The sequence below is a fragment of the Roseobacter sp. YIN89 genome, assembly GCF_057219365.1.
Window position 1 is genome coordinate 552,254 of record NZ_JBXVVD010000002.1, and the last position, 26,147, is coordinate 578,400.

At 56.5% G+C, this 26,147-nt stretch carries 24 protein-coding genes; 12 read left to right on the forward strand and 12 right to left on the reverse strand.

Annotated features, from left to right (window positions below):
* Window positions 1–132: 132 nt before the first annotated feature.
* A complete protein-coding gene (locus tag AC2D8V_RS08865; RefSeq protein WP_484733166.1) occupies window positions 133–1,137 on the forward strand; it encodes a hypothetical protein in 1,005 nt (334 codons plus the stop codon).
* Between the two features lie 81 nt (window positions 1,138–1,218).
* Complete coding sequence (locus tag AC2D8V_RS08870; protein ID WP_484733167.1) at window positions 1,219–2,520, forward strand: O-acetylhomoserine aminocarboxypropyltransferase/cysteine synthase family protein; 1,302 nt, start codon at window positions 1,219–1,221, stop codon at window positions 2,518–2,520.
* A 71-nt stretch (window positions 2,521–2,591) separates the two neighbouring features.
* Here the strand turns inward: AC2D8V_RS08870 and AC2D8V_RS08875 are convergent, their stop codons facing one another.
* Window positions 2,592–3,281 (reverse strand): SIMPL domain-containing protein, encoded by a 690-nt coding sequence (locus AC2D8V_RS08875; protein WP_484733168.1) that lies wholly within the window; start codon window positions 3,279–3,281, stop codon window positions 2,592–2,594.
* A gap of 159 nt (window positions 3,282–3,440) precedes the next feature.
* On the opposite strand from AC2D8V_RS08875, the gene AC2D8V_RS08880 reads away from it, so the two are divergent.
* A complete protein-coding gene (locus AC2D8V_RS08880) occupies window positions 3,441–5,687 on the forward strand; it encodes a hypothetical protein (protein WP_484733169.1) in 2,247 nt (748 codons plus the stop codon).
* 119 nt (window positions 5,688–5,806) lie between these two features.
* Here the strand turns inward: AC2D8V_RS08880 and hppD are convergent, their stop codons facing one another.
* A complete protein-coding gene (gene hppD, locus AC2D8V_RS08885; RefSeq protein ID WP_484733170.1) occupies window positions 5,807–6,901 on the reverse strand; it encodes a 4-hydroxyphenylpyruvate dioxygenase in 1,095 nt (364 codons plus the stop codon).
* A 145-nt stretch (window positions 6,902–7,046) separates the two neighbouring features.
* Here hppD and AC2D8V_RS08890 point away from each other — a divergent pair, with 145 nt between their 5' ends.
* Both AC2D8V_RS08890 and AC2D8V_RS08895 read left to right on the forward strand, forming a co-directional pair.
* Complete coding sequence (locus AC2D8V_RS08890; protein ID WP_484733171.1) at window positions 7,047–7,502, forward strand: Lrp/AsnC family transcriptional regulator; 456 nt, start codon at window positions 7,047–7,049, stop codon at window positions 7,500–7,502.
* A gap of 22 nt (window positions 7,503–7,524) precedes the next feature.
* Window positions 7,525–9,426 carry a monovalent cation:proton antiporter-2 (CPA2) family protein gene (locus AC2D8V_RS08895; protein ID WP_484733172.1) on the forward strand — a complete coding sequence of 634 codons (1,902 nt, stop codon included), beginning with the start codon at window positions 7,525–7,527 and terminating at the stop codon, window positions 9,424–9,426.
* Between the two features lie 12 nt (window positions 9,427–9,438).
* Here the strand turns inward: AC2D8V_RS08895 and cobT are convergent, their stop codons facing one another.
* Window positions 9,439–10,452 carry a nicotinate-nucleotide--dimethylbenzimidazole phosphoribosyltransferase gene (cobT, locus tag AC2D8V_RS08900; protein WP_484733173.1) on the reverse strand — a complete coding sequence of 338 codons (1,014 nt, stop codon included), beginning with the start codon at window positions 10,450–10,452 and terminating at the stop codon, window positions 9,439–9,441.
* Window positions 10,453–10,533: 81 nt separating this feature from the next.
* Here cobT and cobS point away from each other — a divergent pair, with 81 nt between their 5' ends.
* The gene (gene cobS / locus AC2D8V_RS08905) at window positions 10,534–11,295 is read left to right on the forward strand and encodes an adenosylcobinamide-GDP ribazoletransferase (RefSeq protein ID WP_484733174.1); all 762 of its coding nucleotides are present in this window, start codon (window positions 10,534–10,536) and stop codon (window positions 11,293–11,295) included.
* Between the two features lie 59 nt (window positions 11,296–11,354).
* On the opposite strand, the gene AC2D8V_RS08910 is transcribed toward cobS, so the two are convergent.
* From AC2D8V_RS08910 to AC2D8V_RS08930, 5 genes are all read right to left on the reverse strand, one after another.
* Window positions 11,355–11,867, reverse strand: coding sequence for a CarD family transcriptional regulator (locus tag AC2D8V_RS08910; RefSeq protein ID WP_484733175.1), 513 nt, complete (start codon window positions 11,865–11,867; stop codon window positions 11,355–11,357).
* A gap of 286 nt (window positions 11,868–12,153) precedes the next feature.
* A complete protein-coding gene (fdxA, locus tag AC2D8V_RS08915) occupies window positions 12,154–12,492 on the reverse strand; it encodes a ferredoxin FdxA (protein ID WP_484733176.1) in 339 nt (112 codons plus the stop codon).
* Between the two features lie 52 nt (window positions 12,493–12,544).
* Window positions 12,545–12,922: an RNA-binding S4 domain-containing protein gene (locus AC2D8V_RS08920; protein WP_484733177.1), complete on the reverse strand. Its 378-nt coding sequence runs from the start codon at window positions 12,920–12,922 to the stop codon at window positions 12,545–12,547.
* A complete protein-coding gene (locus tag AC2D8V_RS08925; RefSeq protein ID WP_484733178.1) occupies window positions 12,923–15,826 on the reverse strand; it encodes a helicase-related protein in 2,904 nt (967 codons plus the stop codon).
* A 24-nt stretch (window positions 15,827–15,850) separates the two neighbouring features.
* Window positions 15,851–16,408, reverse strand: coding sequence for a tetratricopeptide repeat protein (locus AC2D8V_RS08930; protein ID WP_484733179.1), 558 nt, complete (start codon window positions 16,406–16,408; stop codon window positions 15,851–15,853).
* Window positions 16,409–16,482: 74 nt separating this feature from the next.
* On the opposite strand from AC2D8V_RS08930, the gene AC2D8V_RS08935 reads away from it, so the two are divergent.
* The 6 genes from AC2D8V_RS08935 to AC2D8V_RS08960 all read left to right on the forward strand — a co-directional run bounded on the left by AC2D8V_RS08935 (window position 16,483) and on the right by AC2D8V_RS08960 (window position 23,144).
* On the forward strand, window positions 16,483–16,773 hold the full coding sequence (locus tag AC2D8V_RS08935) for an SCP2 sterol-binding domain-containing protein (protein WP_484733180.1): 291 nt from the start codon (window positions 16,483–16,485) through the stop codon (window positions 16,771–16,773).
* The gene (locus AC2D8V_RS08940; RefSeq protein WP_484733181.1) at window positions 16,773–17,720 is read left to right on the forward strand and encodes an alpha/beta fold hydrolase; all 948 of its coding nucleotides are present in this window, start codon (window positions 16,773–16,775) and stop codon (window positions 17,718–17,720) included. Before AC2D8V_RS08935 ends, AC2D8V_RS08940 begins: the two co-directional genes overlap by 1 nt.
* Window positions 17,721–17,759: 39 nt before the next feature.
* Complete coding sequence (locus AC2D8V_RS08945) at window positions 17,760–18,773, forward strand: ligase-associated DNA damage response exonuclease (RefSeq protein WP_484733182.1); 1,014 nt, start codon at window positions 17,760–17,762, stop codon at window positions 18,771–18,773.
* Window positions 18,770–20,368, forward strand: coding sequence for an ATP-dependent DNA ligase (locus AC2D8V_RS08950; RefSeq protein WP_484733183.1), 1,599 nt, complete (start codon window positions 18,770–18,772; stop codon window positions 20,366–20,368). Before AC2D8V_RS08945 ends, AC2D8V_RS08950 begins: the two co-directional genes overlap by 4 nt.
* Window positions 20,361–21,245, forward strand: coding sequence for an amidohydrolase family protein (locus AC2D8V_RS08955; protein WP_484733184.1), 885 nt, complete (start codon window positions 20,361–20,363; stop codon window positions 21,243–21,245). The genes AC2D8V_RS08950 and AC2D8V_RS08955 overlap by 8 nt, the downstream gene beginning before the upstream one ends.
* Window positions 21,246–21,323: 78 nt before the next feature.
* Complete coding sequence (locus AC2D8V_RS08960) at window positions 21,324–23,144, forward strand: M3 family oligoendopeptidase (protein ID WP_484733185.1); 1,821 nt, start codon at window positions 21,324–21,326, stop codon at window positions 23,142–23,144.
* A gap of 70 nt (window positions 23,145–23,214) precedes the next feature.
* Here the strand turns inward: AC2D8V_RS08960 and AC2D8V_RS08965 are convergent, their stop codons facing one another.
* The 4 genes from AC2D8V_RS08965 to rpoH all read right to left on the reverse strand — a co-directional run bounded on the left by AC2D8V_RS08965 (window position 23,215) and on the right by rpoH (window position 25,985).
* Window positions 23,215–23,550, reverse strand: coding sequence for a YegP family protein (locus AC2D8V_RS08965; protein ID WP_484733186.1), 336 nt, complete (start codon window positions 23,548–23,550; stop codon window positions 23,215–23,217).
* A 141-nt stretch (window positions 23,551–23,691) separates the two neighbouring features.
* Window positions 23,692–24,666, reverse strand: coding sequence for a Gfo/Idh/MocA family protein (locus AC2D8V_RS08970; RefSeq protein WP_484733187.1), 975 nt, complete (start codon window positions 24,664–24,666; stop codon window positions 23,692–23,694).
* Window positions 24,667–24,747: 81 nt separating this feature from the next.
* Complete coding sequence (locus tag AC2D8V_RS08975) at window positions 24,748–25,017, reverse strand: DksA/TraR family C4-type zinc finger protein (RefSeq protein WP_484733188.1); 270 nt, start codon at window positions 25,015–25,017, stop codon at window positions 24,748–24,750.
* A 71-nt stretch (window positions 25,018–25,088) separates the two neighbouring features.
* Window positions 25,089–25,985 carry an RNA polymerase sigma factor RpoH gene (gene rpoH, locus AC2D8V_RS08980; protein ID WP_484733189.1) on the reverse strand — a complete coding sequence of 299 codons (897 nt, stop codon included), beginning with the start codon at window positions 25,983–25,985 and terminating at the stop codon, window positions 25,089–25,091.
* Window positions 25,986–26,147: the final 162 nt, after the last annotated feature.

A 26,147-nucleotide genomic window follows, 5' to 3' on the forward strand; every position in this document is an offset into this window, starting at 1 on the left:
TTTGAATAACTTTCCCCAACTGCTACCCCAGACCTGCACCGCTGCGAAGCCCTCATCTATCCTCTTTTTTTCGGCCCTGAAGCACTTTAGTGTCGCCGAAAGGCGGCGAAGCGGCAGAGCAGATCGGGATCAATGGCGCAGAAAGCAGCAACCCAGCAACAATTTAACGTAGTGATCGTCGGCCAACGCGGGCGGCTTGCTTATGAGGCGTTGCTGTTTGCCGCCTCGCTCCGCCACGCCAGCCCGAGCTTTACCGGCAGGTTTCTAGTAGCCGAACCGCAGCCCGGCCCTCTGTGGCCCAAGGATCCCACGATTGCCAATCAGCAAATTCGCGCAGCACTCAAAGAGATGGGCGCGGAGTTTGTACCATTCGAAAACCGGTTTTTTGGGGCGACCTACCCGAATGGCAACAAGATCGAAATGCTGCGTGAGTTGCCCAAAGGCGAACCTTTCGTGTTTTTCGATACAGACACATTGATCACAAGCGATTTGTCAGCGGTGCCGTTTGATTTCGACCGTCCCAGTGCCTCTTTGCGCCGCGAAGGCACATGGCCTCAGCCACAACTCTATGGCCCCGGGTATGAGGGTATTTGGCGTGCGGTCTACGAGGCTTGTGGTGTTGAATTCGACACATCAATGGACCTTGCCCAACCAGACGAATACTGGCGCCGATACCTTTATTTCAACGCGGGTTTTTTCTACTACCGGTGCCCGCATGCGTTCGGTGCCCTGTACGAAAGATTTGCTCTGACAGTTCGGGACAACACCCCAGAAGAGCTCTGCGCTCAATCGCTTGACCCTTGGTTGGATCAGATCGCGCTGCCACCGGTGATCCACACTCTGGGTGGCGGGCGAGATGCTCTGCCCGCAGGTCTGATCGACGGGTCGGTCACCTGCCATTACCGGACACTCCCGCTGCTCTACGCGCGAGAAAGCGATGCGGTCGTCGCGTTGCTCGAAGAGGTCGCAGCGCCAAACCGGATAAAGAAACTGCTCAAGGAATACGCACCCATCAAACGCAATGTATATCACGGGCGTGGCCAGAAGGTGCGCGCACTGTTCGACCAGCAGAACCTGCCCAAGCGGGAGGCAAAAATTCGCAATCGCATCAAGGCCGCCGGCTTCTGGATGCGGTAAACCCTTACGTGGCAGCCCTTGTACCAAGGCTGGCGTTGCCCTAACCATGGCGCAACAAACGTCCCCAGGAGAACTCTCAAAATGACCGCTGATCCTTCCGGCCCAAGCTACGGCTTTGATACGCTTCAGATCCACGCCGGTGCCCGGCCCGACCCCGCCACAGGCGCGCGCCAGACTCCGATCTATCAGACCACTGCCTATGTCTTTCGCGATGCCGACCACGCGGCGGCGCTTTTCAATCTGCAGGAAGTTGGCTTCATCTATTCACGGCTGACCAACCCGACCGTCGCCGTCCTGCAAGAACGCATCGCGACACTGGAAGGAGGCGTCGGGGCCGCATGTTGCTCGTCTGGTCACGCAGCGCAGATCATGGCGCTCTTCCCCTTGATGGGACCGGGTAAAAACATCGTGGCCTCCACACGCCTTTATGGCGGAACGGTCACTCAGTTCAGCCACACGATCAAACGCTTTGGATGGGAATGCACCTTCGTTGATTTTGACGATCTAGACGCGGTCAAGGCCGCAATCAATGATGATACTCGCGCCGTTTTCTGTGAGGCAATCGCAAACCCGGGCGGATATATCACCGATCTCGATGCCATTTCGAAGATCTCGGATGCAGCCGGCATCCCCCTGATTGTGGATAACACATCGGCGACGCCGTACCTGTGCCGCCCGATAGAACATGGCGCAACCCTTGTGGTGCATTCCACCACCAAGTATCTGACAGGCAATGGCACGGTCACCGGCGGATGCGTCGTTGATTCCGGAAAATTTGATTGGTCTGCGAACGACAAGTTTCCATCACTCAGCCAGCCTGAGCCCGCCTACCACGGACTGAAATTCCACGAAACTTTTGGTCCGCTTGCATTCACCTTTCACATGATAGCCATCGGCTTGCGCGATCTGGGCATGACGATGAACCCACAGTCCGCACACTACACCCTGATGGGAACGGAAACCCTTTCACTGCGTATGGATCGCCATGTAGAGAACGCGGAAACAGTCGCGTCTTGGCTGGAACAGGACGACCGCGTCGAATACGTCACCTATGCTGGTCTCAAATCCTCTCCTTACAACAAGCGCGTCAAAAAGATCTGCCCACGAGGCGCAGGTGGTCTTTTCACGTTTGCCATCAAGGGCGGGTATGACGCCTGCGTCAAATTTGTGAACGCGCTGGAAATTTTCAGCCACGTAGCCAACCTTGGCGATACGCGTAGCCTCGTGATTCACTCAGCATCGACAACACACCGCCAATTGACCACCGAACAGCAAGAAGCGGCGGGCGCCGGACCCGGCGTCGTCCGTATTTCAATCGGTACGGAAAATGCCGACGACCTGATCGCCGATCTTGATCAAGCACTTTCCAAAGCCGTGAGTTGACGCGAGCTTCAACACCAAAAAGGGCGGCCATCGGGCCGCCCTTTTCTCATTCAAGGTGTGTATTTCGCTCGTCAGTCCGCGATGGAAAACACCATGCTGACTTGCGCACTTAGCGACACTTCGCCTTCCGCAACGGGAACATCCGACGCCATCCGGGCGTCGGCCATTTCCATCATCCGCGGGCGAACAACACCGCCCTGCTCGGAGATTGACTGCACCGGGCCAAGCTTGACTCCAGCCGCCTCTGCAAGCTGCGTGGCGCGCGCGATCCCATCTTGGACTGCGGCGGCACGCGCTTTTGCAATCGCCGGTTTTTGATCCTGCACGGAAAAGCGCAACCCATTGAAAGTATTGGCTCCATCCTGCACGACGGCATCAAGCGTGCGGCCTAGAGTGTCCAGATCCCGAACCCGAATGCTCAACGTGTTGCGCGCGACAAAACCGACAACCTGCGGGGGCTCGTTATTCGTATTGGATCGGGACCAGACCGGCTGAAGAGACAGATTGTCAGTCTGTACATCCCGCGACTCGATCCCCGCCGCTTCGAGACGTTCAAGAATTGCGGTAACCGCCTCGGACGTGGCCGACATCGCCGCGCGGGCTTCTTCCGCCTGCTCCATGACGCCAAGGCTGATTGTGGCCATGTCCGGAGCCATTTCAACAGAGCCCCTGCCGGTCACGGTAATGACCCTCTCTGCCTCCGAGGCGGCAGCGCCGAACGCGGCCAGCGAAATCGCGAGTGTAAGGAACAGATTTTTCATTAGTACTCTCCAAAATTGCCTGCGCATATGTTGACCCGTAGCTGTCCAGAGGCACAAGCAAGTTCCGCCAATCCCTTTTCATGCGCGACAAGCTGCTCTATTCTGGGGTCAGAGGCGGTTTCCCTTTTTTCGTAAACCTTGTTGGGGCTAAATGGTCGTATGAAACCAAACTTCGCTTTGTCACTGTCACAAGAGACCATCCGGCTTTTGCACCGGGCTGGTTCTGGCTGGCGGCTGGTTGGCGAAATTGAAACGGATGCGCCAGATCTTGCCGATCAACTGGCGCTCTTGCGCTCGACTGCGACCGCACTCGACCCAGAAGGCTTGCGCTGCAAGCTTGTCATCCCCGACGAGATGATAAAATACCTGAGCATCGAAACAGGCGCGTTGGACATGGATGCGCGCAAAGCTGCGGCATGCAAGGCGCTGGAAGGCGCCACGCCCTACCCTGTTGACGATCTGACATTCGATACTTTTGCTGACGGTGCCCAAACACATATTGCTGCCGTGGCAACCGACACCCTGCGTGAAGCAGAAGCGTTTGCGGTCGAACACCGGATGCATCCGGTTAGTTTTGTCGCGGCGCCAACGACCAGTAACTTCGCCGCTGAACCATTCTTCGGTGCAACAAAAGCTGCCGAAACGCTTCTCGACGAGGGCCAGACACCCGTGCCCGACTCGATGCCCATTTCGGCAAAGCCGCTGGCCTATGAAACGAAAGACATCACAGATGCCGGGCCGTCCGATACACACGAAGACCCGCAAGACATGGATGATGTCGATGGCCCATTGCTGCTGGAAGACGACACCGAAGCGGACACCCCAAGCGACGCCGTCGGCTTTGTGTCGCGACGTATGGTACCGACGTTTCGCACCTCTGCGGCTGAAACTCCCCTGACACAAGGGATTGCAGGCGCAACAGACGGTGAAGTGCCGGAGTTTGGCGAAACCCGGGACGAGTTTTCTCCGGCCCCGGTGACGACTTCCAAGGAAAATCGCCCGGCTTTGCACAATGTCGCACGGCGTCCTGCCAGTACACCCGAAGCCGAGAGAATGGCAGTGTTCGGCGCGCGCGACGACACGCGAGATGCCGACGGCAAGCGACGATTGGCGCTGGTGGCGGCGGTCTTGTTGCTGGTCCCGGTCGGCATCGCAGCCTTTGCCAGTGGCGCGGTAACATCAACTTTTACCGCGCTCTTTGACCGAACTTCTTCAATTCCGCCAACCGCTCAATTTGCGGCACCACTTCAACCTCAGAACCCGCCAAAAACCGCGACGACAAAGTCGACCGAAGTGGAACTTGCGTCGCTCACACAAGATCTTTCAGACGAAGACGCGGCCGTACTCGAAGCACTACGCGCCCCACCGCTGGCCGAGGTCTCGCCCTCTGATACAGCGACCGATAATGAGGTGCAGTCCAGCTATGCAGTGACGGGCATCTGGCCCGTGGCACCTGACGTGCCAAGCCCACCCGCGCTCATCGATCTGGATGACCTCTACATCACCAGCATTGATCCGAATAATCCCGACTTTGACGCCGTAGCGCTGCCGGCCATCAAATCCTACCGGCAAGACAAAGCGCTGGGTGAGCAATCGTCGCCGGCTCCGGCGGGAACCCGCTTTACGCTTGATGCGCAAGGTATGGTCGTCGCGACGGAAGATGGCGCAATTAACCCCGATGGTGTCCAAGTATTCGCGGGTCAGCCTCCCGTTCGGCAACCGGACAATCTGTTGCGCGTCGAAACACCCGGCGAAGACCTGTCCTTACGGATCGCCCTGGCTGGCTTTCGACCAAAATTGCGCCCCGATGATCTGATCGAAAACAGTGAACGCGCCAGCTTGAGCGGCAGAACGCGGGCAGAACTGGCGCAGCTAAGGCCGCGATTGCGGCCTCAATCCGCGCAGGAAAGCGCTGCAGCCGCCGCCGCAAGCCTCGTTCAACTTGACGGACGCGGCGCCGAGAATGGCCTGATCCAGCCAAACGACGAAAACAGCTTTGATCGCGACACTTCGCGCGCAGTGGCGGCCTCATTGCGCCCCGGCACGCGCCCAAGCAACTTCAGCGAGATCGTCGCGCGTGCTATCAAACCTCGTGAGGCGGCACCTAAACCAGTGGCAACGGCCAGTGTCGCGCCAAGAGCGGTTGCACCAAGAATTCCGTCCAGTGCATCAGCTTCCCGCGAAGCAACAGTGAAAAACGCCATCAATCTGCGCAAAGTGAACCTGATCGGTGTCTATGGGACGCCATCAAGTCGGCGCGCGCTGGTCCGACTGGGCAATGGACGTTTTCAAAAGGTTGAGGTTGGAGACAAAATTGACGGCGGCCGGGTGTCGGCCATTGGGGACTCGGAGTTGCGGTACCAGAAAAAAGGCCGCGCCTATGTTCTCAAAATGCCTAAGAGCTAGCGCCCGTTGACACTAAAAAGGCGCGCCCGGTGTCGGACGCGCCCTTGATGACCCGAATGCCCCCTCCCGGTTATGACACTCTGATCCGGCCCTCCCCATGGACCATGACGTTCTGCCGTTTATTCGGCAGCGATCTCCCCATTGGCAATCTGTTCCTGCTCAATGCTTTCAAAGAGCGCTTTGAAGTTTCCTTCGCCAAATCCGTCATCACCCTTGCGTTCGATGAACTCAAAGAAAATTGGTCCAATGACCGTCTTTGAAAAGATTTGAAGCAGGATTTTGGTTTCTCCGCCATTTACGACACCCTCGCCGTCGATCAGAATCCCGTACTTCTTCATGCGGTCGACCGGCTCCTCGTGGCCGACAACGCGGTCGTGACTGAGCGCATAATATGTATCAGGCGGGCCTGGCATGAATTTGAGCCCATTCTCTGCAATTGCATCAGTACTATCGTAAATGTCGCGCGCCCCAACTGCGATGTGCTGAATACCCTCGCCGTTGTATTTTTTCAGATAAGAGACGATTTGCCCTGTTTCACCACGATCTTCGTTGATTGGAATACGAATCCGCCCGCAAGGCGAGGTGAGCGCGCGGCTAAGCAGGCCTGTAAATTTACCTTCAATATCAAAAAATCGTATCTCGCGGAAATTGAACAAATCGCCGTAAAACTTGAACCACTTGTCCATATTTCCCTTGTGCACATTGTGCGTCAGGTGATCGAGGTAATAAAAGCCCACGCCCGCTGGCTTGGACATCGCAATCCACTCGTATTCATCGTTGTAAGGGCTTGTGTCGTAGTACTGATCGACAAAGTACAATAGCGAACCACCAATGCCCAAAATGGCGGGCACATCCAGCGCTTTGCCTTCGCCCTCGTAAGGCACGCCGCCGCGTTCGACGGCATGATCGAAAGCCTTTTGCGCATCAACAACACGCCACCCCATCGATGGCGCACAGGGTCCGTGTTCTTCAACGAAGCGCGCGGCAAAGCTGTCAGGGTCTGCGTTCAGAATATAAGTGATGTCGCCCTGCTGCCAGAGCTCAATTTCTTTGGTCTTGTGATTTGCAACGTGGGCGTAACCCATTTGCGCGAACACACGGCGCAACTCTTCTGGTTGCGGATGTGCGAATTCGACAAATTCAAAACCGTCCGTCCCAGCCGGATTCTCGGCCGTGATCGTGGATTTCGGGGCATCATGCGGGAATGGACCCATCTGTCGTTCTCCAGTCGGTTGTGGTGGCGTTCCGCCATTTTTTAACGCATGGCGCAAGATAAGTTTCCGCATTTTTCAGCCCAGAACTCGACATTTGCGCGTACATCTCGCATAATTTTTAAAATACACGCGGAGTATTATCGACATGCTAGACGAAATTGACCAAAGGCTGCTTTCCGCGCTGCAAAAAAACGCCCAGTTGACCGCGCAGGATCTGGGCGAATTACTGCACCTTTCTCCCAGTCAGGCAGGCCGGCGGCGGCAAAAGCTGGAAGCAGATGGGTACATACGAGGATACACAGCCCGGCTCAGCGCTGAACATCTTGGGTTACACGTTCAGGGGTTTGTCCAGGTTCATCTGCATACACACGGCACCGAAACAGCCAAGGCATTTGCACGCCTTGTAACAACAACACCGCAAATCGTCAGCGCATGGACGATGACAGGAGATGCAGATTACCTGCTAAGGGTCTATTGTGCCGACCTAGGAGACCTGCATAGACTGATACACGAAGTCCTTCTGTCACATCCATCTGTGGCAAAGGTTCATAGTCAAATCGTTATGGATCAGCTCAAGGCCGACGGGCCCTTGCCAACCTGACCAAACCGGAGATCACACTACCGTGGAAGGCTTCCTTTATCAGGCTTCAATTTATCTGGCCGCAGCGGTGCTTGCCGTGCCGATCGCGGCGCGGCTGGGTCTGGGGTCTGTCCTGGGCTATCTCGCGGCCGGGATAATCATCGGCCCTGCCCTCGGGCTTGTCGGTTCGGAAACACAAGACCTTCAGCATTTCGCCGAGTTTGGCGTGGTCATGATGTTGTTCCTTATTGGTCTTGAACTGGAGCCTCGTGCGCTGTGGGACATGCGTCACCGACTGCTCGGGCTTGGTGGTTTGCAGATCGTTGTCAGTACGCTGGCACTGATGTTGATCGCCATGGCTTACAATCAGCCATGGGGAGTTGCACTGGCGATTGGTCTGGCATTGTCACTGAGCTCCACTGCGATTGTCTTACAAACCCTGTCCGAAAAAGGGCTGATGCAGACAAACGGCGGCCGCAACATATTTTCCGTCCTGCTGACACAGGACATCGCGGTTATCCCGATTCTTGCCTTCCTGCCCCTACTGGTTGTGACGCTCCCGGCACAAATTTCGCCGGACGGCTCGATCCAACTGGCCAAGGGAGTGGCACACCGCGGCGACGGCCACGACGCACATCACTCTTTGTCGCTTGTCGAAGGATTGCCTGCTTGGGGGGTCACACTTGTGACCCTTGCTGCGATCGCGGCAGTCGTGGTCGCCGGTGTCTTTCTGACACGGCCGCTATTTCGCTTTATCCATACTGCACGCCTGCGCGAGATGTATACTGCCCTCGCCCTGCTTATTGTTGTGGGTATTTCCTTTCTGATGACACTTGTAGGCCTGTCGCCCGCGCTTGGAGCATTCCTAGCGGGTGTTGTACTTGCCAACTCCGAATTCCGTCACGAGTTAGAAACAGACCTTGAACCCTTCAAGGGGCTTCTCCTGGGTCTGTTCTTCATCACTGTGGGCGCGGGCATCAACTTCACCCTGTTGTTCGATGACACGCCAGCGATTATTGCAATGGCCCTGCTGGTGATCATCGTAAAGGGAATGATCCTGCTTGTTCTGGGCCGCTTGTTCGGCCTTCGCGGTCGCGACTTGTGGCTTTTTGGGCTGGGGCTCGCGCAGGCAGGCGAGTTCGGTTTCGTGCTGGTCTCTTTTTCGGTCCAGCGAAGCGTGCTGCCTGTGGACATCGCGGAAACGCTCCTCCTTGTGATTGCACTGTCTATGCTGATCACGCCATTGCTGTTCATTCTTTACGACTACCTGTCGAAACGAATTGAAGACCAAGCGCAAGAAACGCATCAAGCTGATGAAATAGATCACGAAGGTCCCGTAATCATCGCGGGGATCGGGCGTTTCGGCCAGATCGTAAACAGACTGGTGCAGGCCAGTGGATTTAACACAGTTGTCCTTGATCATGATGTTGAAACCATCGCGGTGATGCGCCGCTTTGGCTACAAGGGCTTTCTGGGCGACCCTACACGGCCCGATATCCTGCGCGCCGCAGGCATTCAGGAAGCGCGGGTGCTTGTGGTCGCCCTCGACGATCCTGAAGCAACGATCAAACTGGTGACTTATGCCCGCAGCGTGCGGCAGGACCTGCATATTGTCGCCCGCGCTCATGATCGCACGCATGTTTATCGCTTGTACCAAGCAGGGGCAGACGACATCGTGCGTGAACTTTTTGACAGTTCGCTCCGCGCTGGGCGCTACGTTTTGGAAAACCTCGGCCTGAGCGAATATGAGGCAAGTGAGGTCGAGCGACTGTTCTATCGGCATGACCGAGATACGGTGCGGCAACTGGCAGAATTATGGGATCCCTCCAAACCTGTCAGCCAGAACCCGCAATACGTTGCCCGCGCCAAAGAGCTTCAGAAAGAACTGGAAACAGCCCTTCTTGAACGCGACAACGCAAAAGAAAACAAGGAGGCCAAATCCTGACCTCCCGTGCCATCAGCTGTCTGAGACGCCTGCTTCAGCAAAGGTGGCCATGCCGCTGAGGCAAGCCACTGCTGCTTGCAAGACCGCGATGGCCAGAGTGCCACCCGACGCCTCCCCCAGACGCAGACCCAAAGAGATCAACGGTTCCTTACCCATGGCACTGAGAAGACTGGCATGGGCGCCTTCAGCACTCAGATGGCCTGCAACACAATGATCGAGTGCATTCGGTGCCGTCGCAAAAAGACAGCCCGCCGCAGCCGAGCAAATGAATCCATCCAGAATGACCGGAATACCCGACGCCCGAGCCCCTGCAATCGCCCCAGCCATGGCTGCGAGTTCACGCCCGCCAAGACAACGCAGCATTTCCAGCCCGTCGCCTGCATCAGCATGACGCGACACCCCTTCCGCAACGACCCGCGATTTCAGAGCGAGACCTGCGTCGTCGACGCCGGTACCCCGCCCTGTCCACGCATCCGCATCTCCACCAAAACAAGCCGCTGCCAAAGCCGCGGCCGAGGTCGTGTTGCCGATTCCCATTTCTCCCACCACCAATACATCCGCATTGGTATCCACCGATTGCCAGCCAACACGCAGCGCCTCCACGACCTCCACCTCGGTCATCGCGGCGCCTTTTGTGAAATCCTGTGTCGGCGTGTCGAGGGAGAGCGCATGCACATCAAGCCGCGCACCCACTGACTTTGCCAGTTGGTTGATCGCCGCGCCACCGTGCAGAAAATTCAACACCATCTGTTCGGTGACCTCAGGTGGAAAGGCTGAAACACCCTGGGCAGCAACACCATGATTTCCAGCAAAAACAATAACCTGCGGCGCTTTCACCACAGGTTTTTCCTCACCGCGCCAGCCTGCATACCAGATTGCGAGGTCTTCAAGACGCCCCAAGGCTCCCGGCGGCTTTGTCAATTGACTGTTCCGGTTTCTTGCCGCCGCTATCGCCTCCTGAGAAGGTGCCGACTGCGTTTGCAAGAGCGACCGAAACCCGGCCAAATCGGTGAATTCAATTGTCATCAGGGTCCCTCGATACTTGATCTTTGCACTCTGTTTACCCAAAGCTGCGGCACCATCAAGGACAGCAAAGCCGTATCGCGTATGAAAACCGACAGTTTGCCATTTTTTCTGCGAGACGTGCTCGTTGCGGGCAGTTTGCTGACCCGCCTGCCCCTGCCGCGGCTAAGCGATACAGCGTTTGCCGCAGGCGCGCGGGCAACCTGGGCTTATCCCATTGCAGGCCTTCTGATCGCCGGATGCGCGGCTCTTTGCATGGTGGTGGCGCAAGAGGTGGGTCTGCCAGATCCGATCACCGCAGGACTTGCTCTTGGCGTGATGATCTTGGCAACCGGCGCCATGCACGAGGATGGCCTGTCAGACACCGCAGATGGCTTTTGGGGGGGCTACACCAAGGAGCGCCGCCTCGAAATCATGAAGGACAGTCAGATCGGCACGTATGGCACTTTGGCGCTGATCGTCGTAGGCGGATTGAGATGGGTCTGCTACAGCATGCTGATTTTCGCCGGACCGGCTGTGCTGTTTTCTGTTGCAGCGCTGTCTCGCGCTGCAATGCCCGCGTTGATGCATACGCTCCCGCACGCACGTCAAAACGGTCTGGCACGTAGCGTCGGTCGGCCGGAAACCGCGTCGGTGGTCGCAGGCTGCGCCATAGCGCTTGGCATTGCGGTCCTATGTCTGGGCGACGAGGCCATTGCCCCGATTGTCATGGTGACGGCAACTGCCATGGGCGTTGCGGCGCTTGCGCGCCGCAAGATCGGTGGCCAGACAGGTGATGTTCTCGGAGCCACGCAACAACTCTGCGAAGTGACCGCTCTGCTCACACTGACAGCAACACTTACATGACGAAAAAACCGCGCCCGAGTTGGGCGCGGCTCATGATAGATATTCGTTGAAACGGCTGTTCAGGCTGCGACGCGGCTATCCAGCACATCACCGACTTGCTTTGCCGCTGCCAACTCGTCACCGCCGCCAACTGCCGCAACTTCGCGCGTCAAACGTTCCAGCGCTGCCTCATAAAGCTGACGCTCGGAATAGCTCTGTTCACGCTGATCATCGGTGCGATGCAGATCGCGCACCACCTCGGCGATCGCAATCAGGTCTCCGGAATTGATCTTTTGCTCATATTCCTGAGCCCGACGCGACCACATCGCGCGTTTTACTTTGGCCTTGCCCTTCAGCGTCTTCATCGCATGCGTGATGACATCGGGGCTGCTGAGTGCGCGCATTCCGATCTCAGTCGCTTTGTGGGTTGGTACCCGCAGGGTCATCTTGTCCTTTTCAAAGGAGATGACGAACAATTCGAGCTTGATCCCCGCAACTTCCTGTTCTTCGATGGACAGGATTTGCCCTACACCATGCGCTGGGTAGACGATGAATTCGTTCGGGCGGAAATCAAGTTTCTTAGATTTTGACATTCAGTTTTCCTCGGCTGACACGGCCAACCCGCACACTCGACAGTCAAAAACACACGGAGCGAAGCCCTGAAAGCCGCGCAAGCCAGTGTGTTATTCCTGATAATGAGTGCAAATCGTGCAAAGCACGACGCAGCGAGCCGCCATTCTGTCTTCGTTATAACAACAGTGTATCACAAAAAACAGGCGGGCGAAAGCAGCGCACGGTTTTGAGACTGTTTAGTCATGTAAAATTGGGCCGTTAACAAATTTTTCGCACTATTCCGCAAGCGAATCAGAGACTGAATGGTCAGCCTCCCTCACCTGGTGCCTCGGAAAAGTACTTCTCAAGCTTGCCAGTTTCGCCGTCACGCTCTTCCGCATCCGGCAAAGGGTCTTTCTTGGTTATGATAACGGGCCAAAGCTCCGAATACTTGCGATTGAATTCGACCCACTTTTCCATGTCCGGCTCGGTGTCCGGACGGATCGCATCCGCGGGACACTCCGGCTCACACACGCCACAGTCGATGCACTCATCCGGGTGAATGACCAGCATGTTCTCGCCTTCGTAAAAGCAATCAACCGGGCAAACTTCGACGCAGTCGGTGTATTTGCAGGCGATGCAACTGTCGTTGACGATGTAGGTCATTGGTGAGCCTCTGAAACGTAACTGTAACCGCTAGCTAAATCAGCCGCTTGCATCAATCAAGAGAGCGCGCCCGATAAAGATCAAGGGTGCGACGATCTCGCTTGGTCGGGCGACCTTTTCCTTCGAAACCCGGGTTTTCAGGGGCACTTTCCCGCGAACACGCCTCTGGCGGGGACAAATCAGTGTAAAGTGTTTGCGCCTCGGCGGCCGGGCCCCGACGACCCCCAAGCGCCTCGATGCGTATCACCCGGACACGATCCGCCTGAGAAAAGGTCAGAACGTCGCCAGGGCTGACCATGTGACTGCGCTTTTGCGCGTGTGTCCCATTTACACGCACATGGCCCGATGCGACGACAGATGCGGCCAGCGACCGGGTCTTGAAAAACCGGCCATGCCAAAGCCATTTGTCGATGCGCAGCTTGTCTGCCACCTACTTGTCGCCCTTCAACCCCATAAGCGCGGCCGCAAAGGGATTATCCGGATCAATTTTCTTTTCTGCCTTGGGTGGGCGGGCTGAAAACTTCTGTGCGCCCTTGTTGCCGCCTCGACCCTTGTCGTTTTTCGGGCCGCCGCGACGCCCCTTCTGGCCAGGTTTACCTTTGCCTTGCGGCTTGTCGCCCCCACGATTAGGCCGCTGGTTGGCACGCGGCGCGCGCGCCCAAGTAAACGTGTAGAAAACTTCTGTTTCCGGCACAGCTTCGTCCATTTCACCGTCCGAGTTGACTGACATTGCTGCCTGAGGCACCGAACTGAGTGCGTCAGCGACCTCGACACCCTCCGCGTCTGTTATGGCGTCGTCCGACGTTGTCTCTTCGGCCAGTTGCGGTGCATCAGAAGGCGCAGCCGTTTCTGCATTGTCTTGGAGTTCTGAGACCGCATCAGGCGGCAGTTCGCGCGCGGTATCCATCACAGGATTTTCCTGCGCATCGCCGCTCGTGTCCACGACCTCTGTGGGTTTGACCTTTGCGCGCTCGCCGCGTTCGGCTTTGTAGCCCAACCCTTGCATCAGATCTGCGAACTGTTCCAGCGTCATGCCCGTAATCGACAGCATATCCGCTTTCGCCTCGAACCCACCGCGCGAATCTTCGACGCGCAGCATGTCGGCAAGCCGTTCCAGCATATCGATGCGGATCGCTCTTTCACCCGCCACGCGATACCCTGCCATGGTGTCCGCGCCTTCCGGCATCTCCGGATCGGTTGGGATAGTGACCAATCCAGGGGGCGGCGCTTCGGGGAAAGTATCCAACCCTTTTGTCAGCGACCACAGCACCAACCGCAACCGTGTCGGTGCAGGCTTGAGCAGCAATGGCATGAAAACGGTGAACTGACCAAACCTAATGCCATGCTTGCGCAATGCACCACGAGCATCTTGATCCAGCGCTTTGACGTCTTCCGCAACTTGAGAACGCGGCAGAACACCCATGGCCTCAACCATCTGAAAGGCAAACCCGCGGGCCAGGCCCGTCAATGTCTCATCGCGCGAAAGGTTCATCAAAGGCTCAAACAGTGCCGCAACCTTGCGATCAATAAAGTGCTGTAACCGCCGCTCAACTTTCTGTGCCACATCAGGCCCGGCAACATCATCTACAAAGACCGAAACCAGTGGTTTCAAAGGATCAGCGCCCGGCACCAGCTTGCCCACCGCATCACTGCCCCACATCAGGCCGCCCTGTTCGGTGAAATCAATCTCGGTGTCCGGAGCGTTATAGAACCTGTCAGCCCTCAGGTGAAACTGAGGTGCCAGAGCTTGCAGCGCGGCCGACTTGATTGTCTTGGCCTCGGCACCTGTGGCGCTTTTGTCCTGACTGAAACGGAAGCCTTCCAACTTACCGACATATTCTCCTTCGACGGTCACTTCGCCGGTATTCGATACTTCTGCCACCATGGCTTCCTTCTGGTTGAGCCGCCGCAAGAGCACGGATGTGCGCCGGTCTACAAATCTTTGGGTCAGACGCTCGTGCAGCGCATCCGACAGCCTGTCTTCTACAGAACGTGTTTGCTCACGCCAATGGCTTATCTCATCTGTCCAACCTTTCCGCTGAGCCACGTAGGTCCATGTGCGGATATATGCCAGTCGTTTGGACAAGGCATCAATGTCTCCTTCGGTCCGGTCGATACGCTGGATGTGACGACCGAGCCACGCGTCAGGTAACTGCCCTTTCTCATGGAGATAGCCAAAGATCTGCTCCAGCAAGCTGGCATGTTCCACATAACTGATGCCGCGGAAATCCGGGATGCGACATACATCCCACAAAAGCCTCACCGAAGGGCCGTCCGTACACCGCGCAATAACGTCGGTGACCTGCGACAGCGCTTTCAAGGCTCGCAGGTCGTCCGCTTCGCGTGCGCGGGCGAGTATTTCGTCTTCTGGCGCACGCTCCAAAGACTGTATCAACCGTTCGATGGATCCAAACTGTAAGGCGTGGTTTCGCCAGTTCAGCTTCTTTAGAGGCGTGAAGCGATGATCGCATATCGCCTGCACCACCCCCTCATCGAGAGCGCCCGCCTCGCCAGTGACACCAAAGGTGCCGTTTTTCATGCCACGGCCTGCACGACCGGCGATTTGCGCCAACTCGTTAGGTGCCAGAGGGCGCATCCGGCGACCATCGAATTTGGCCAAGGCCGAGAAAGCGACGTGACCCACGTCCAGATTCAGCCCCATGCCGATCGCATCGGTGGCCACCAGATAGTCGACGTCACCATTTTGGTACATTTCGACCTGCGCATTCCGCGTGCGCGGGCTCAACGCGCCCATGACAACCGCCGCACCGCCCTTCTGGCGTCGGATCAGCTCCGCAATCGCATATACATTTTCAACAGAAAATCCGACTATTGCACTTCTAGGCCGCATTCTGCTTATCTTTTTCTGACCAATATAGGTCAATTGAGACATACGCTCTCGCTGAATAAACTGAGCACCCGGCACAAGCGCGCGGATTGAACCACGCATGGTGTCAGAGCCCATAAACAACGTCTCGTGAAGCCCCCGCGCGCGCAGCAACCGGTCGGTAAAAACGTGCCCTCGCTCTGGATCGGCACAAAGCTGTATCTCATCAACTGCGAGAAAGTCGCACCCCATGCCCTCTGGCATCGCTTCTACCGTGCAGACCCAGTATTGCGTGCGGGGAGGTACAATCCGCTCTTCGCCCGTCACCAATGCCACAACGGACGGCCCGCGCGCCGCGACCACCCTGTCGTACACTTCGCGCGCCAAAAGCCGCAGAGGAAGCCCAATGATGCCGGTACGATGCCCCAGCATGCGATCTATCGCGTAGGTTGTTTTACCCGTATTGGTCGGGCCTAAAACGGCCACAACCCTCTGTTCACCTGCCACGGCAGAAATCCTTGGTTGTTCGGCTTAGAGCGTCTGTGGGCCCCCTCGACCGGCCAGTCGTTCGCGTGCGGATTTAGCGTGTTCATGGTGGGGATTCATTTCAAGAACCTGATCAAAGGCGCGGGCCGCCCTGTCATAATCACCAAAGTCCTGAAACATGATACCAAGCCCGAAGATTGCGTCATATTGATACGGGTTAAGAGAGAGAGCACGTTGCAGGTCATCCAGCGCCGGACCAAAGAGCTCTGCCCGATAGTAGGCCGTCGCGCGGGCATGCCAGCCCTCGGCAAAATCCGGTGCGTGATCTGTCAGGGCAGAAAAGTGTTCGATTGCGAGTATATAATCCTCGGCCTCCATTGCTTCTCGTCCCCGTTTCAACAGCAGGTCCATCGCAGCAGAGCCGGAATTATCCCAAATCAAACTGAGTTCGCGGTCGATCCGCTGCGCTTCTGATTCGGGCGCGTCACGCAGAGCGAGAAGCAGTTCCGCCTCGCGATCCTGAGCCCCAACACCACTGGCAAAAACAGTACTTGCCAAAAGTGCCGTAACGATCAGTTTGAGAATCTGTAAAGAGCTAGCCATAACACTAATGAATGTAACAGCCGCGTCCGGCAAATCCAGAGCCCGGATGCATAACAGGTAAAAAGGGCTTATCCATGAGCGAGACACTCGACACTGCAGTCGCGAAACTGAACGAAAAAATGGCCGGTTCGGATTTTGGCGGAACAGCAAAATTTGACATAGACGGCGAAGGATCGATCATCATGGACAGTTCCGGTGCGCGCATCAGCGACGATCCTGCTGATGTCACCCTGTCGGCGGACGCGGATACATTCCAATCCATCCTCGAAGGTGAAACAGATCCGACGGGCGCATTCATGTCCGGCAAGCTGACAGTAGACGGCGACATGGGTCTTGCCATGCAACTCGCGGGTGCCCTCGCCTGATGCCATTGGTTCCCGCGCCGTTCCTGGACGACATCGCCTATGGACCGGATGGCGGGGCCGCCTATTGGCTTCACACTTCGGATAACGTCAAGATACGCGTCGGGCACTGGCCGCTCGACGCGGCAAAAGGCTCTGTGCTGATCTTTCCCGGGCGCACTGAGTTTATAGAAAAATACGGGCAATCCGCCGCGCACTTCGCTGATCGCGGGTTCGCCAGCCTCGCTGTCGATTGGCGTGGGCAAGGGCTTGCGGAGCGTTTGCTCGACAATCCGTTGATCGGACACGTGAATCAGTTTTCCGATTACCAGAAAGATGTAGCCGCCCTGATACGTGCTGCACGTGAACTCAATTTGCCAAGACCTTTTTATTTGCTGGCGCATTCCATGGGGGGGGCCATCGGTCTGCGCGCCTCCATAGAAGGTCTCGCTGTAAAGGCCGTTGCTTTCAGCGGGCCAATGTGGGGGATCAAGATCGCCCCACACCTAAAGCCGATGGCGTGGACACTCAGTCATCTGATGCCTCGCGTCGGTCAGGGTCACCGTCTTACGCCAAGCACAAGGATAGAGCATCATGTGCTTGCCGACGGTTTTGAGGGCAACCTGCTAACACGCGACCGACGGCAGTTCGAAATCATGCGAGAGCAACTGACAAAACATCCCGAACTGTCCTTGGGGGGCCCAAGCTTGGTCTGGTTGCGCGAGGCGCTTCTTGAGACCAAACACCTTGCCGGGCGCCCCTCGCCGAGCATGCCCTGCGTTACCTTTCTTGGCAGCAACGAACGCATCGTCGATATAGGCCATATTCACCGGCGCATGTCGGATTGGAAGAACGGCGTGCTCGAGCTCGTTCCGGATGGCGAGCACGAAGTGCTGATGGACGCACCTGACGTGTCCGGGCCGGTCTTTGACCGGATGGCACAACTTTTCAACGGGGCCAAGAACGCGTAGCTGCTGGGCTTTTGCCGCGAAGTGCCTAAATTCTATGCTATGGGCACGCAAGACATACTGACATTTACGGAAAGAGGCATCTATTGCGCGGCGGGTGATTTTTATATCGACCCTTGGCGCCCTGTGGAGCGTGCGCTGATCACACATGGGCATGCGGATCATGCACGTTACGGTCACGGGGAATATTTGGCTACACACGCGGCCTTGCCTGTCATGCGGCATCGGCTTGGAATCATAACCGCACAAGGAATAAACTACGGGGAAAAGATCCGTTTGGGCGACGCGACCGTATCGTTTCACCCAGCCGGCCATGTGCCGGGCTCGGCACAGATCAGGGTAGAAGTCGCCGGCGAAGTCTGGGTTGCATCGGGCGATTATAAAGTTGAGGACGATGGCTTGTCAGACGCTTTCGAGCCGCTGCGATGCCACCATTTCATTACTGAATCCACTTTTGGGCTGCCGGTGTTTCGCTGGCGACCGCAGTCCGACGTGGCGCAGGAAATCAACTCTTGGTGGCGTGCCTGTGCCGCCTCGGGCAAGACTGCTTTTTTAGGCGCTTACGCCTTGGGGAAGGCTCAGCGGCTTCTGACAATGCTGGACACCGGCATCGGGCCGATTTTGACCCATGGTGCGGTCGAGGCAACCAACCAGATCCTTCGCCGGCAAGGCATTTCGCTGCCCGACACGATCGCTGCGACAAAGGCCATCGCCCCCAAGTCCCATCCCGGCGCAATCGTTGTCTCGCCCCCGTCTGCTTTGGGCAGCGCGTGGGCGCGCCGGTTTGGTCCGCAGGAGAATGCTTTTGCAAGCGGTTGGATGGCGCTGCGCGGCGTGCGCAGGCGGCGCGCTGGTGACCGCGGCTTTGTGATTTCGGATCATGCTGATTGGCCGGGTTTACTGTCGGCCGTCAAAGAAACGCAGGCGGAAAATATATATGTAACGCATGGTTATACGGATATCTTCACGCGGTATCTGAGTGACAACGGTTGGAATGCGCAGGTCGTTCCCACAGAATTCGGTGGCGAAGATGCCGAAGAGGAAGACGCGTCATGAAAGACTTTGCCGCGCTTTTCAACACCATCGATCAAACTACTAAATCGACAGTCAAAACCCGCGCGCTCGCCGAATACTTCAAAACTGCGTCTGACGATGACAGACTGTGGACAATTGCGTTGTTTTCTGGCCGTCGCCCTCGGCGTGCAGTCACAACAACGCGATTGCGCGAATGGGCCGCTGAACAAGGTGCTATTCCATTATGGCTCTTTGAAGAGTGTTATCCAATCGTCGGTGACCTTGCAGAAACAATCGCCCTCGCGTTGCCACCGAACGAAACGTCAACCAACAAGCCGCTGTCTGTCTGGATCAATGAGCTACGAGACTTGGCCGATGTCGATGAAGCCGAACGCAAAGCTTATGTGTTAGAGGCGTGGTCGCAACTGGGTGGCACCGAACGTTTCGTGTTCAACAAACTGATTACCGGTGGCTTTCGGATGGGTATCAGCCAAAAACTGATGACCCGTGCGCTGTCGCAAGCCACCGGAAAACCGGAAACCGAACTTGCGCACAGGCTAATGGGCAAATGGCAACCAGATACGATCAGTTGGGCGGACCTGATTGAGGCCGACGATCCGCTGGCAGATGCATCGCGCCCCTACCCGTTTTACCTTGCTTATGCCTTGGAGGCTGAGCCTGAAAGCCTTGGTGCGCCGGATGAATGGCGGGCTGAATGGAAATGGGATGGCATCCGCGGACAGCTCATTCTGCGAGACGGCAGCTATTTTGTCTGGTCCCGTGGTGAAGAACTGATGACGGACAGGTTTCCGGAACTTGCGCGTGCTGTAGATTTCATCCCGCCCGGTACGGTGTTGGATGGCGAACTGCTCGTTTGGCGGCCCGGAGCCGAGCACCCTGAGAGCTTCAATGCGCTGCAAGCCCGCATCGGGCGCAAGACAGTCCCCAAAAAATTGCTTGCCGAGGCTCCGGTCGTGTTGCACGCCTACGATCTGTTGGAGTGGCAGGGAAACGACACGCGCAGTAAGGAATTTGCTGAACGTCGTGAATTACTGGAGCAAGCATGTGCCGATTTACCTGCCGATGCGCCGGTCAAGCTGTCACCCCAGCTTGGCTTTGACACCTGGACGGGATTGGCACAGCAGCGGGCTACGGCGCGCGACGCTCAGGCCGAGGGCGTTATGCTCAAGCGTGCGGATAGCCCGTATTTGGTAGGTCGCAAGAAAGGTGACTGGTGGAAATGGAAGCTGGATCCGCTGACTATCGATGCGGTGATGATTTACGCGCAATCTGGCAGCGGGCGCCGCGCGAACCTCTTTACGGATTTCACCTTTGCGGTTTGGAACGGTGACGATCTTGTCCCCTTCACCAAGGCTTATTCAGGTCTGACAGACGCCGAATTCCGCCAGATCACAGCATGGGTGCGCAAAAACACGCAGCAACGCTTTGGCCCGGTGCGGCAGGTCACGCCGTACCATGTCTTTGAGATTGCTTTCGAAGGAATACAAGCCAGCCCCCGACATAAATCAGGCGTTGCTCTGCGGTTTCCACGCATGTCACGGTGGCGCCAAGACAAACCGTTGACTGAAGCCAATACGCTGGACGATTTGAAAGACATGCTGAAAACTTATGGCTGATACTTGCAAACCCACCGCAACAATGCCGCCCACGCCGGCAGAACCCAAAAGACGCGCCCCCGAGGGTGCATGCGACGCGCATGTGCACCTTGTAGGCGGGCCGGAAGACTTCCCGCTTTGGTCCGGGCGCGTCGAAGACCCGGCCCCCGGGCCTGATTATGAGGGGTGGCTGAAGCTGTACCGCGACCACCTACAAACACTGGGCTTTTCGCGTGGCGTAATCGTACACTCAATTTTATACGGTACCGACAACAGCATTACTGTAGAAACCGTCAAGCGGCTCGGGGATGAATTTCGCGGCGTGGGCCTGCTGCCGGATAGTGCAACAGATCGCGATTTGGATGAGTTTGCTGTATGGAACATGGCGGCGGTACGTCTCAACTACGTTCACGGGGGCGTTCTGAGCTGGGACGGTGCACGCGCAATGGCGCCCCGGCTAAGGGACCGGGGTTTGCACATTCAGATGCTTGCCCACGCCGACCAGCATATGGAAGCTCTAGCCAACGATATCCGCGCGATGCCCGTCGATGTTGTCTTTGACCATATCGGCTGGCCTGCAAACGACCGATCACCCGAAAGCGCAGGTTTTGAAAAGATGTGCCAGCTTTTGCAAGAAGGGGTCATTTGGGTGAAGCTATCTGCAGTCTATCGCATGTGTCGCGCGCCTTACTGCGACGTGGACGAACTGGTGGCGAAATTGATTGCAGCCAACCCCGACCGTTGCTTGTGGGGTTCTGACTGGCCGCACCTGATGCTTGCGGATGCCGAGATGCCACATGCCAACGCACTTTTGGATGCCTTTGACCGCGTGGTGCCTGATGATGCAACGCGCCAGCGCATTCTCGTCGACAATCCCGCCAAATTGTTTGGGTTTTAGGCTCGAATTCATCGCGCGTCGCTTGTTCCTGCGCGATGTGCGGCATAGGTAAGTCAAAACTGAACTGCGAGGACGAATATGCTGACCCTGCCCTTTCCTGTAAAAGATGCCAATGCAAACGGTGCAGCGACCCCACTGGGTGATCTGCCGGAATGGAACTTGGACGATCTTTATACCGGAGAAGATGCGCCAGAGCTCAAACGCGATCTGGACTGGCTGGAACAGGCCTGCAGCAGCTTTGCCAGCGATTACGATGGCAAGCTTGCAAGTCTGGATGCGGCAGGTTTTCTCGACTGCGTTCTGCGCAACGAGAAGATAAACCAGGTTGCCGGACGCATCATGTCCTTTGCTGGCTTGCGATATTATCAGCTCACCACCGACGCGGGCCGCGCGAAATTCATGTCCGACCTGCAGGAAAAGATCACCAACTTTACGACACCACTGGTGTTTTTCACGCTCGAGATCAATCGCCTGCCTGATGATCACCTCGATGGCCTCTATGCGCAAAACGCAGATCTTGCGCGCTACAAGCCTGTTTTCGATCGCATCCGTGCGATGAAGCCTTACCAACTGTCTGACGAGTTGGAAAAATTCCTGCACGATCTTGGCGTGGTCGGAGACGCATGGGAGCGGCTGTTTGACGAAACAATCGCGGGCTTGGAATTCGAGGTGGCCGGTGAGGCGCTGAACATCGAAGGCACACTCAACCTCTTGACTGATGTCGACCGGGACAAGCGCGAGGCGGCCGCCCGCGAATTGGCGCAAGTCTTTTCGAGCAACATCAAAACCTTTGCGCGGGTTCACAACACCCAAGCCAAGGAAAAAGAAATCGTTGACCGCTGGCGCGGCATGGAAAGTCCGCAGATGGGCCGTCACCTGAGCAATCAGGTCGAACCCGAGGTTGTTGAGGCCCTGCGCAACGCCGTGGTTGCGGCCTACCCCAAGCTCAGCCACCGGTATTACGAGCTTAAACGCAAGTGGCTTGGCCTCGATCAAATGCAGGTTTGGGATCGCAACGCGCCGCTCCCGCTGGAAGACCCCAGCATCGTCGCTTGGGAAAAGGCGGAAAAAACGGTCATGGAAGCTTACGCGGCCTTTGATCCGCGTATGGCGGATATTGCAGAGCCGTTCTTTAATAAAGGCTGGATTGATGCTGCAGTAAAACCGGGCAAAGCCCCCGGCGCTTTTGCTCATCCGACCGTGACCAATGTGCACCCTTACGTCATGCTAAACTACCTCGGAAAACCGCGGGACGTGATGACGCTCGCGCACGAGCTTGGGCACGGCGTTCATCAAGTGCTTGCCGCCGAACAAGGCGAAATGCTGTCGTCCACCCCCCTCACGCTCGCAGAAACGGCTAGCGTGTTCGGCGAAATGCTGACTTTCCGCAAAATGCTCGACGCTGCCGAAACCGATGCGCAACGAAAAGTGCTTTTGGCAGGCAAGGTGGAAGACATGATCAACACCGTTGTCCGTCAGATCGCTTTTTATGATTTTGAGTGCAAGTTGCATGACGCGCGCCGCGCCGGCGAACTCACGCCAGAAGACATCAATGCGCTGTGGATGTCAGTTCAGGCAGAAAGCCTTGGGCCCGCATTTGAATTAATGGACGGCTACGAGACATTCTGGGCTTATATCCCGCACTTTGTCCATTCGCCGTTCTATGTCTATGCTTATGCTTTCGGCGACGGCCTCGTGAATGCGCTTTACGCGGTTTACGCGGAAGGCGATCCGGGTTTTGAAGACAAATACTTTGAAATGCTCAAAGCTGGCGGCTCCAAACACCACAAAGAGTTGCTCGCCCCATTCGGGCTTGACGCTTCTGACCCGGCCTTCTGGGACAAGGGCCTGAGCATGATATCCGGGTTCATCGACGAATTGGAAGCGATGGAAGGCTGACGATCCGTTACAATCAAAAAAACCCCCGCAGAATTTCTGCGGGGGTTTTTTGTTCCAAAACTTCAATAAATCAGGCGGTCTGATCGTCCAAAGCGGCGTCGGGCGCGTTCTTTGCCACTGACGCGATCCCATTGTCCCGCGCGGACGTGCTTTCATAGGTTTCCGATACGCCGATCACCTGTCCGTTTGTGGCTTTCAGGTTGAACCGAGGCTTACCGCCCTTGGTTTCAGTCCGGTCGAACCGCGCATCGTCTTGTGAATTCTTGCGAACACTTTCAATGCCATTCAAAGCGCTTGCCTTGGCTTTGTAACCTTCGCTGGCAAGGATCACCTGCCCGTTTCCAGCCTTGAGCCGAAAGCGGAATTCCCCCGCTTTATCCGTGTAAAGTTCAAATTTACCTGCCATATCCCTCTCCTGCTAATCCCCGTGTCACATATTGCAGACCTCCCGCGAAATCGATGGGGAGGCTCCACAACATCTGGACTAAAAAAGATCGCTCAGTCAATCTATAGTGTGAGTGCAACTGCGGTTTTTGGCCCACACTTGCTACGAAGCGGATTGCGCTGCGCCAAATGTCATATCCATCATCCGCTGCGTTCCCTTCGAAAATTCGAGGGGACAGGCATAGGGCGCACCTGTCAGGGCCGAATTGCAAAATGCCTCAACCTGCAAAACGTAATGATTGACACCGGGAAAGCGCACTACCGTGCGTGTCTTTCCAGCCGTTTCGAGGACCAGTTCAGCCTGATCATGAACCGCCGCATTGAAGGGGCAAGATACAGTCAGAATCCCCTGATCGCCATGAAAGACCAACTGCTGGCGATTGAACAAGCGCATTGACACTACGGCGCCGTAGGTGAATGACCGAAATTGCGCTGCCATCTGAACGAATACATCGACATCATTTTCCCATTCAATATGCGCAAAAGGAATGCTTTCCGGCTCTTCTCCGGTGACAAAACGCGCAGCACCAAAAGTATAGACTCCAATATCAGGCAAACCGCCGCCGCCAGCACTGGCTTGGTTTCGAATGTTGTTCTTGTCGCTGTTAAAGTATGAAAACACGGCCTCGACGTGTTTCAGCGTGCCAATAGCACCTTGCGCGACCAGTTCTTTCGCGCGCAGGAACTGCGGGTGATGCACAATCATGTAGGCCTCTGCCGCCAGTTTGCCGCTGGCATCGCGCGCAGCAATCAGTTGGTCAAATTCACTGGCGTTTAGCGTCATAGGCTTTTCGCACAACACATGCTTGCCTGCCGCGAGGGCCTTCAGTGACCACTCGACGTGTAAATGATTGGGCAGCGGGATATAGACGGCGTCGATAGAAGCGTCGTTCAGCAAAGCATCGTAACTCTCATGCACAACAATGCCCGGTGCAAATGCTGCAAACCGTTCAACCTTATGCTCTGATGATGTCGCCAATGCTGCCAATTCCGCGCCGCGCGCTGCATGTATCGCGGGGCCCATATGCGTTGCCGCAAAGTTTGCTGCCCCCAAAATACCCCATCTCAGATGTGTCATGCCTGTGTCCCCCGCTGTCCTGTTAGGCTCAAGCGTACTGCATCGGCAATGGCAAGGTGAACTGCAATTGCGCAGGTTCGCTTACTTTAGTTGGCTGTCCTTGGATCCCCGCCGGTTTATCCCGCCGCGTGGTTGAAAGCGAGCATCGCGTTCCTGCATGCAATCGATGCAAAGCTTTACGCCCGGGATTGCTTGCCGACGCGCCTCTGGGATTGCCTCCTCGCATTCAGCGCAATGCGTCAGACTTTCTCCGACGGGCGCGGTGCGGGACTTGAGGCGCGCCAACTCATCGTTGATTGAAGCTTCTATCTGTTCATTCACCGCGCCATCGCGCGCCCAACCACCAGCCATATCACCCTCACACGTCAAAAAAACCCTGCCCAGTCTGTGGGCAGGGCCGTCAATTCGTCAAGTCTGCGGATTTAAGCGCTGGCCAGCATGCCCTTTTCGCGGGCCAGTTCACGCATTTTCTTTTGCAGCTTTTCAAACGCACGTACTTCAATCTGGCGAATACGTTCGCGGCTGACATCATACTCCGTGCTCAGGTCTTCCAGTGTGACAGTCGCGTCCGAAAGGCGGCGCTGCGTAAGGATATCCTTCTCGCGATCGTTCAGTACGCCCATCGCTTCGGCGAGTAGCTCTCTTCGCGCCTCCAACTCGTTGCGTTCTTCGTATTCGCCGGCCTGATCAGCATCTTCATCTTCAAGCCAGTCCTGCCACTGCATGGCACCTTCGCCTTCAGAACCTACCGTCGCATTAAGTGATGCATCGCCGCCAGACATCCTGCGGTTCATTGAAATCACCTCTTCTTCGGTGACTCCAAGATCGGTGGCGATCTGCTTGACATTTTCAGGGCGCAAATCGCCCTCCTCCAAGGCACCGATCTTGTTCTTGGCCTTGCGCAGATTGAAGAAAAGCTTCTTTTGTCCAGACGTCGTGCCAAGTTTAACCAGAGACCACGACCTCAGGATGTACTCCTGAATTGACGCGCGTATCCACCACATGGCGTAGGTCGCCAAGCGAAAGCCTTTTTCGGGGTCAAACCGCTTTACAGCTTGCATCAAACCGACGTTCGCCTCGGAAATCACCTCGGCTTGCGGCAAGCCGTATCCGCGATATCCCATGGCAATCTTGGCCGCGAGACGCAGGTGTGACGTCACCATCTTATGAGCTGCTTCCGTGTCCTGTTCTTCGACCCAGCGTTTGGCAAGCATGTACTCCTCTTCCGGCTCCAGCAGCGGAAATTTGCGAATTTCCTGCATGTAGCGGTTCAGACCACCTTCCGGTGTCGGCGCGGGGAGATTTGCATAATTGGCCATGTTGAGCCTCCGAATGTTTACGCTCTTAACATCATATGGGGACTAAACCGATCGGTTCAAGTCTCCTGACGTGGAAATTGTTAACCAAAACCTGCCAGATATTTCTTAATGAAAGCCTGCCAGACGGCGCTTGATTTGACACTACACAGCGCGGTGACGTCA

Coding starts and splice junctions, on each gene's coding strand:
- AC2D8V_RS08865 (WP_484733166.1), top strand. CDS start 133: ATGGCGCAGAAAGCAGCAACCCAGCAACAATTTAACGTAGTGATCGTC.
- AC2D8V_RS08870 (WP_484733167.1), top strand. CDS start 1,219: ATGACCGCTGATCCTTCCGGCCCAAGCTACGGCTTTGATACGCTTCAG.
- AC2D8V_RS08875 (WP_484733168.1), bottom strand. CDS start 3,281: ATGAAAAATCTGTTCCTTACACTCGCGATTTCGCTGGCCGCGTTCGGC.
- AC2D8V_RS08880 (WP_484733169.1), top strand. CDS start 3,441: ATGAAACCAAACTTCGCTTTGTCACTGTCACAAGAGACCATCCGGCTT.
- hppD (WP_484733170.1), bottom strand. CDS start 6,901: ATGGGTCCATTCCCGCATGATGCCCCGAAATCCACGATCACGGCCGAG.
- AC2D8V_RS08890 (WP_484733171.1), top strand. CDS start 7,047: ATGCTAGACGAAATTGACCAAAGGCTGCTTTCCGCGCTGCAAAAAAAC.
- cobT (WP_484733173.1), bottom strand. CDS start 10,452: ATGACAATTGAATTCACCGATTTGGCCGGGTTTCGGTCGCTCTTGCAA.
- cobS (WP_484733174.1), top strand. CDS start 10,534: ATGAAAACCGACAGTTTGCCATTTTTTCTGCGAGACGTGCTCGTTGCG.
- AC2D8V_RS08910 (WP_484733175.1), bottom strand. CDS start 11,867: ATGTCAAAATCTAAGAAACTTGATTTCCGCCCGAACGAATTCATCGTC.
- fdxA (WP_484733176.1), bottom strand. CDS start 12,492: ATGACCTACATCGTCAACGACAGTTGCATCGCCTGCAAATACACCGAC.
- AC2D8V_RS08930 (WP_484733179.1), bottom strand. CDS start 16,408: ATGGCTAGCTCTTTACAGATTCTCAAACTGATCGTTACGGCACTTTTG.
- AC2D8V_RS08935 (WP_484733180.1), top strand. CDS start 16,483: ATGAGCGAGACACTCGACACTGCAGTCGCGAAACTGAACGAAAAAATG.
- AC2D8V_RS08940 (WP_484733181.1), top strand. CDS start 16,773: ATGCCATTGGTTCCCGCGCCGTTCCTGGACGACATCGCCTATGGACCG.
- AC2D8V_RS08945 (WP_484733182.1), top strand. CDS start 17,760: ATGGGCACGCAAGACATACTGACATTTACGGAAAGAGGCATCTATTGC.
- AC2D8V_RS08950 (WP_484733183.1), top strand. CDS start 18,770: ATGAAAGACTTTGCCGCGCTTTTCAACACCATCGATCAAACTACTAAA.
- AC2D8V_RS08955 (WP_484733184.1), top strand. CDS start 20,361: ATGGCTGATACTTGCAAACCCACCGCAACAATGCCGCCCACGCCGGCA.
- AC2D8V_RS08960 (WP_484733185.1), top strand. CDS start 21,324: ATGCTGACCCTGCCCTTTCCTGTAAAAGATGCCAATGCAAACGGTGCA.
- AC2D8V_RS08965 (WP_484733186.1), bottom strand. CDS start 23,550: ATGGCAGGTAAATTTGAACTTTACACGGATAAAGCGGGGGAATTCCGC.
- AC2D8V_RS08970 (WP_484733187.1), bottom strand. CDS start 24,666: ATGACACATCTGAGATGGGGTATTTTGGGGGCAGCAAACTTTGCGGCA.
- AC2D8V_RS08975 (WP_484733188.1), bottom strand. CDS start 25,017: ATGGCTGGTGGTTGGGCGCGCGATGGCGCGGTGAATGAACAGATAGAA.
- rpoH (WP_484733189.1), bottom strand. CDS start 25,985: ATGGCCAATTATGCAAATCTCCCCGCGCCGACACCGGAAGGTGGTCTG.